Source organism: Bacillus sp. JJ1503, from assembly GCF_036965125.1.
Taxonomy (GTDB): domain Bacteria; phylum Bacillota; class Bacilli; order Bacillales; family Cytobacillaceae; genus Cytobacillus.
This window is the reverse complement of sequence record NZ_JBALOZ010000368.1, coordinates 1-5,897: the sequence shown is the minus strand read 5'-3', so window position 1 is coordinate 5,897 and position 5,897 is coordinate 1. Positions and strand designations below refer to the sequence as shown.

Here is a 5,897-nt window from a genome sequence, read left to right as displayed (position 1 = left end):
AAATGAAAGAACAGTAATATCTTTTCATCAAAAATATCAAATAGTGACATACATGTAATAAGAATGAAAATTAGTTTCATTCTTATTTTGAATCTTTTCATTTCGTAAATTATAGTCTCCTTTCGGCAGCCCAGCCACCATAGCAATTACCTTAGGTCTGAGGCTTTGCGCCACCGTTTTTCAACGATTTTGCCATTTTCGCTGTCAAAATTATACATGATTCGACAAATTCTTCTAACTTCACACAAGATTATAGCACTTTTTTACTATATTGCTAGTGATATAGTAACAATTCCTTAAGTTACTAATAAATAGGACTATATACTAGAAAATGAAAGTCAGGTGGTTGAACTAAAGATCAAAAGGGAAAATTTAATAAAAAATCTTAGTTGAAAGGAGTATTGCAGGGTAATAAAGGATAAAAGAATAAAGAGGAGAGGAAAGCAACGTTGGTAGATAGAAATGTTTTTTACCCTACTTTCAAAGTAGTTATATATTAATCTCCGAATTTCTTAAGTTCTGGGCGATATGTTGTTGAATGCGAAATTGCCGTATATTATCTAGATGTCTCCGAATAACCTATTCCCCACCATTCTGTTTTTCTTCATCCTTTTTATCATCAAATACAATTTCTACTGCAGCCAGCAGCAAAGCAACTATGATCTCTGTTTTCAAGGAAAGGATAATGCTATTCATAAACTCATCCACAGTAAAGAGACATAGCCAGTTAGAGGCACCTTCAATACTGATCCGGACAAAAAACATCTTTAATTTTCCTGTAATTTTTCGTTTAAGCAGCACAAAAATCTCTCCGGAAAACAATTCGACAATAATGCTCAAAACAAAGAAACTAACAACAAAAACAATCAATGACCAGACAGATTTATACTGAACGCCAAGCAGTTCAAAAACCCCGGCCAACCCAAAAAAATAAATTCCCAGAACAAAGCCGGGCACCAGAATAATGAGAAGCGTTATTCCGGCAACTGTTGCTATTTTGTCTTTTAAATTCATATCGCCAAATGAAGCATCATCATTATGTTTAGGCATATAAGTGCGCCTCTCCTTTAGCTGTTATTTCTACAAAATAATGAAAGTTTTTATTGGATTAGCGGCCTTTAAATTTGATTGCTAGTATATTTTCTTATTTTATTGTGTACCAGCTTCTATCAAAATTTAAATTTAGTAACTCTCCATACTTTATTGCAAAGTCTATAAAAGCTGATCCTCTCGCAGTTATAAGATTTCTATCAATCACAACAGGTGAATCTAAGTAATTACCTTCGTTAAACGTTCCTAAGAAATTTCTTTGATCAGCCGTTAATCCAGTCGTATATTTTCTTTCACTTAATAATCCACTCATAGATAATAGATATGGTGCACTGGATATTGCTCCTATTATGATATTCTTTTTTAAAAATTTCCTTAAAAACGTGGTCAGCTCAGGATGGTTAACTAAATGTTCAAAATCATCCACTCCAGGAAGTACAACACTATCTAATTGATTAATATCCATTTCGTTCACTGTTACTTTAGGGATACTTGTCAATCCTGCCTCCCCTTTAACTACTTCGTTATTCAACCCAATAAATACGGTTCGTTTCTGCCCCTGCTTTAATACAGATAAAAGCACTGATAATTCATATTCACTAAATCTAGGGTATAGTAATATTCCTGTATATATCATTAACACCCCCATGCAATTCAATAAGAGTCCAACTGGATAAATGAAATCCTCTCTTTAATTTCAATATATTTTCTTGATATCCTTCCCATTCTCACCAAACTGGCCCTTAACATAGAGAAAGAGCGAAATTCTTGTTGCTGAATTGCGCCCTTTTATTGAATAAGCTACTCTATAATGCACATTGTGTTCGAACTGCGTATCAATTAAGTCTTAATAACTAAAACACCGAACTATATTAAGTGCATAACATGCCTATATAGTTTTTATACTTAATTGAAGAGGTGGAGAATATTATGGTTTCCTATATGGATTACACATCACCGTCAACACAATACACTTTTGACGTAAATAAAAGTCCCTTGTTCAAGAAAAATAACAACAACTTTATTAACGTGTTAGGCATTCAACAGTTGAATACATTGGAAAATGTGTCTCTCCTTGATATTTTCCTAAGTGCTAATAATGTCGTAGAACCGCACTATCATCAAAATGCTGCCCAGCTGGTCTATTGTATTTCTGGTGCTGTTACTGTTTCGATACTAAACCCATTTACAAAACAGATTCTCAATTTCCCTATTACACCTGGGCAAGTCGCAAACGTTCCACAAGGGTGGTGGCATTATGAAGTAGCTACAGCTGATAATACTCATATTTTGGCAATTTTTGACGCACCAACTCCGGAAGTAATTTTAGGCTCTGATATCTTAAAATTTACCCCTGCAAATATCATGGCTCATACTTATTGCCTTGATGAAAATCAATGGAAAAAAGCAATAGCACCAGTTAAACCCACAACTTATATAGGTCCATATGAGAATTGCAACAGAGAAAAAGCAAATATGCATCAGCAATATTTAATTCAACAGTATCCACAGCTAAATCATATTCAGCAATACCAACCAACCCATTACATTCCTCATTATCGGCAATATAGAGGCTATTAGAGAAAGACATACAACTATTGACATGGATATTCCATGTTTTTTTGTGTCACAGAATAGGTCAGTTATGCATTACCATGTTCAAAATAATAACTAAAAAGCAAAATTACATGTACAAGAAATGCCGATTCTAGAATAATCTACTACATACGTCTTGTACTAAAAGATTTACCCCATATCTTCGGGCGCTCTATCCCCATTGTTCTCATATAGTCTAACAACAGGCCTGTGTGAACAGATTCGTGATAAGCGATACGCAAAAACATATCCCCAAATGTTCTTACATAGCCTACGTTGGAATGATAAATTTTTATATTTTTTAAATCGTTTAACCTAATTGTCTTTATGTATTTAATGAACAACATGACTGGTAATATATTACTTCATACCAGTTTTCATTATAACCTTATTTAACCATTGAACTGTCCTATTGTGGTTTTCACCATTCGTAGCATTCCCTCCTTTCATGTAAGTTACTAACTATTTTCTTCAAGTTACCCTTCATTTTCTACCACATACTTGAATAGTGCAGACTTGTTAGGAATATCCACATACAATTTGATTAGAGCGATAATGAGAGGAGTGAATGAAAAGAACAATTATTGACAGACATCGATTGCTGGAACAATTATAATTTTAGGTGAAAAGAGGTGTCTGAAATTTGAAACTTTCTTTAAACATCGATAAATCATTTAAAGAAACAAAGATTACCATTGAAAGCCCTGAGTTAGATGACAATATTCAGGGACTAATTGACTTCATTCACGGAAGGGAACAACAATTCCTGATTGCCAAAAAAGGTGAAATGCAGCATATTCTTAAACCCGTGGATATCCACTATTTTCATACAGAAAATGAACATGTAGTTGCCGTAACAGAGACGGATTCTTTTATTTTAAAAGAGAAGTTATATGAGCTTGAAGCCCTGCTTCCTTCTAAAAAGTTTATCCGCCTTTCTAAATCGGTTATCGCCAATTTACATGAATTGAGCCGCTTTGAAGCTTCATTCAATGGTACACTCTGCGTTTATTTCAAATCTGGGAAGAAAGAGTACGTGTCTCGTACCTATGTCCCTTTGATAAAAGATGCTTTAAAATTAAATAGGAGGAAAAAAGAATGAGGACATTTACACTTCGCAGTTTCATCGGTATGTTCTTTGGAGGCTTCATTGCGGTGCTTTACACCAACTTAACAATCCTTTTCGGGGGTTTCGAAATGATAGATGGAAGCTTATTTTTGAAGAACTCCATAGGTTATATTCTCTGCGGCTGGTTTTTCACAGTTAGTTCCTTGTACTATAAAAACAGAAATTTAAAACTTTCTCAACAGACCATTTTCCATTTCTTAACTGTCACGATCCTCTACCTCATCTTGGCCCTTACGATCGGATGGATTCCATTTACTATACAAAGTATTTTGTTAACATTCTTAATCTCCATCGTCACTTTTACAATCTTTTGGATCGCATTTTACCTTTACTTCAAAAATCAAGCCCGGAGATTAAATGATGATTTAAAGAAAATATGAGAAATGCCAAAGGGACGGTTCCTGTGGTTTTTAGTGTGGATATCCTAGCCACAAGAACCGTCCCCATGGATCCTGCTATACGAAAATTGAATATTCAACAGGGTTAACAAACCCTAATTTTTCTGCTAAATGTATAGAAGACGTATTTGATACATCACAATCCCACCTTGGAACTATCCTATTTTTCAGACAATGTTCTGTAAATACGTTTGCAATGATAGATGCTAATCCTTGTCCTCTATAATCCTTGTGAGTCGCGATATCAACTTCTGCAAATTGCTGAGAGGAAAAAATGGAAGTACATTCACTGACTACTTTTCTATTATGCAGAATGCAGAATCCGAAACCATTTTCAATAAAGTTTGATATGGAACCCCAATATTGATTATAGTATTCCTCATTAAATTCCAAGCTCTTCTTTATATTTTCTGTGTTTATTTTTTCAATAGAATAATCACTAGATAATAAGTTGTTATCATCTAGTTTCTTATCATTTTCATATGTAAAAGAAAATCTGCTCAATTGTTTTATTTCATCTTTCAACTGATTCTTTATTGAATAATCCCACTGTTTGGATGAAGAAAATAAAGTGAAGCGGGATTTCTCATTTTTCCTTTGCCTATACAACTCAAAGAGAAAATGATTGAAATCTAAATTATTACTCTCTCCTGCAACGAAATAAATACCTGAATTTGTTCCAATTAGCACTGAATTAGTAAATCCAGACTCGGCATAAACCGTTCCTTTAATGTAATCATCCAAGACTGAAGATGCAAAGATTGGACAAGTTACATTACTTTCCCTCAATTTACTCTTTACTTTATCAAATTCAGATTGACTAAGTATGATCATGGAATACACCTTTCTGTATTTTTTAATTGCGCCTTATATGGAATAACTAAAAGATAATCTCAATAATAAAATCAAATAATTCTTATTTCACATTTAATAAGGTTCATATTAATCTTATTCGTGCTTCTCCCTAAAAGCTTTTTTTACCCTTTCAATTTGGTCGAGATGTCCTTGTATATGTTGAACACGAAATTCCAATAATTCTTTGAATGTGAATCGTCCAGCATCTGCATAAACTCCAACTCTATCAAATTGTTCGGTTGTCAATTTACGGATAATAGGAAGCATACTGGAGCGAAGTATCTTAAAAAGGAGTAAGTATTGTTCACGGTCTAATTGCTCATAATCCAATGAATTCGCCCAAGCGTTCTGGTCAGGCGATGTTAATAGTGGTTCAGACTCGGATAAAACCTTTTTCAGTCTATGTGTAGACACCAATTCCGAATCTGTTATATGTATAATAATCTGATGTATACTCCATTTATCCTTTCCTGGTTTGAACCTAATCTCTTCTTCAGACAATTCTTTAATGGATTCCCTTAACATCGTATATCCTCGGCTATACTCTTCAATCAACGCTTCCATCTGGTTCCTCCCTGAAAAAATATCATTAAGTAATAAATTCTTGCTTAATTGTCATTATCCTTTATCGATTTTTTTTCAACTTAACCTGCCATTATCTACCGTATGATTTTCCACCGTATTTAATGTAAGTAAAGATACCAAATGTGCCAGTTTTCTATCTTTGTAGAACCTGCACCATAACTTTAAGTACATTCATTCACTAACTCTATTTCTCAAATTAAATATCTAATTATTTGCCTAGTGTTATTCCACAATCTGGCCCTTTTCATGAAGAAAGACGCTTTCCTTGTTTCAGAAAAGCGCCC

General features: G+C 33.8%; 7 protein-coding genes, 1 pseudogene and 1 riboswitch. Of the genes and pseudogenes, 3 read left to right on the top strand and 5 right to left on the bottom strand.

Annotated features, from left to right (window positions below):
- Positions 1 to 121: 121 nt before the first annotated feature.
- A riboswitch (cyclic di-GMP riboswitch) is annotated at positions 122 to 204 on the bottom strand.
- 375 nt (positions 205 to 579) lie between these two features.
- Positions 580 to 1,050: a regulatory YrvL family protein gene (locus V7149_RS22970; RefSeq protein ID WP_335347902.1), complete on the bottom strand. Its 471-nt coding sequence runs from the start codon at positions 1,048 to 1,050 to the stop codon at positions 580 to 582.
- 94 nt (positions 1,051 to 1,144) lie between these two features.
- Positions 1,145 to 1,687 (bottom strand): DJ-1/PfpI family protein, encoded by a 543-nt coding sequence (locus V7149_RS22965; RefSeq protein WP_335347901.1) that lies wholly within the window; start codon positions 1,685 to 1,687, stop codon positions 1,145 to 1,147.
- A 293-nt stretch (positions 1,688 to 1,980) separates the two neighbouring features.
- On the opposite strand from V7149_RS22965, the gene V7149_RS22960 reads away from it, so the two are divergent.
- Positions 1,981 to 2,631: a cupin domain-containing protein gene (locus tag V7149_RS22960; protein WP_335347900.1), complete on the top strand. Its 651-nt coding sequence runs from the start codon at positions 1,981 to 1,983 to the stop codon at positions 2,629 to 2,631.
- A gap of 140 nt (positions 2,632 to 2,771) precedes the next feature.
- Here the strand turns inward: V7149_RS22960 and V7149_RS22955 are convergent.
- Positions 2,772 to 2,954: pseudogene (locus V7149_RS22955) on the bottom strand (hypothetical protein); the annotation flags it as partial.
- A gap of 335 nt (positions 2,955 to 3,289) precedes the next feature.
- Here V7149_RS22955 and V7149_RS22950 point away from each other — a divergent pair.
- Together V7149_RS22950 and V7149_RS22945 are read left to right on the top strand one after the other, a co-directional pair.
- Positions 3,290 to 3,748, top strand: coding sequence for a LytTR family DNA-binding domain-containing protein (locus V7149_RS22950; protein ID WP_335347899.1), 459 nt, complete (start codon positions 3,290 to 3,292; stop codon positions 3,746 to 3,748).
- Positions 3,745 to 4,155 carry a DUF3021 domain-containing protein gene (locus V7149_RS22945; RefSeq protein WP_335347898.1) on the top strand — a complete coding sequence of 137 codons (411 nt, stop codon included), beginning with the start codon at positions 3,745 to 3,747 and terminating at the stop codon, positions 4,153 to 4,155. Before V7149_RS22950 ends, V7149_RS22945 begins: the two co-directional genes overlap by 4 nt.
- 75 nt (positions 4,156 to 4,230) lie before the next feature.
- Here the strand turns inward: V7149_RS22945 and V7149_RS22940 are convergent, their stop codons facing one another.
- Positions 4,231 to 5,007, bottom strand: a complete 777-nt coding sequence (locus tag V7149_RS22940; RefSeq protein ID WP_335347897.1) for a GNAT family N-acetyltransferase — start codon at positions 5,005 to 5,007, stop codon at positions 4,231 to 4,233.
- 114 nt (positions 5,008 to 5,121) lie between these two features.
- Positions 5,122 to 5,592: a DinB family protein gene (locus V7149_RS22935; RefSeq protein WP_335347896.1), complete on the bottom strand. Its 471-nt coding sequence runs from the start codon at positions 5,590 to 5,592 to the stop codon at positions 5,122 to 5,124.
- Positions 5,593 to 5,897: the final 305 nt, after the last annotated feature.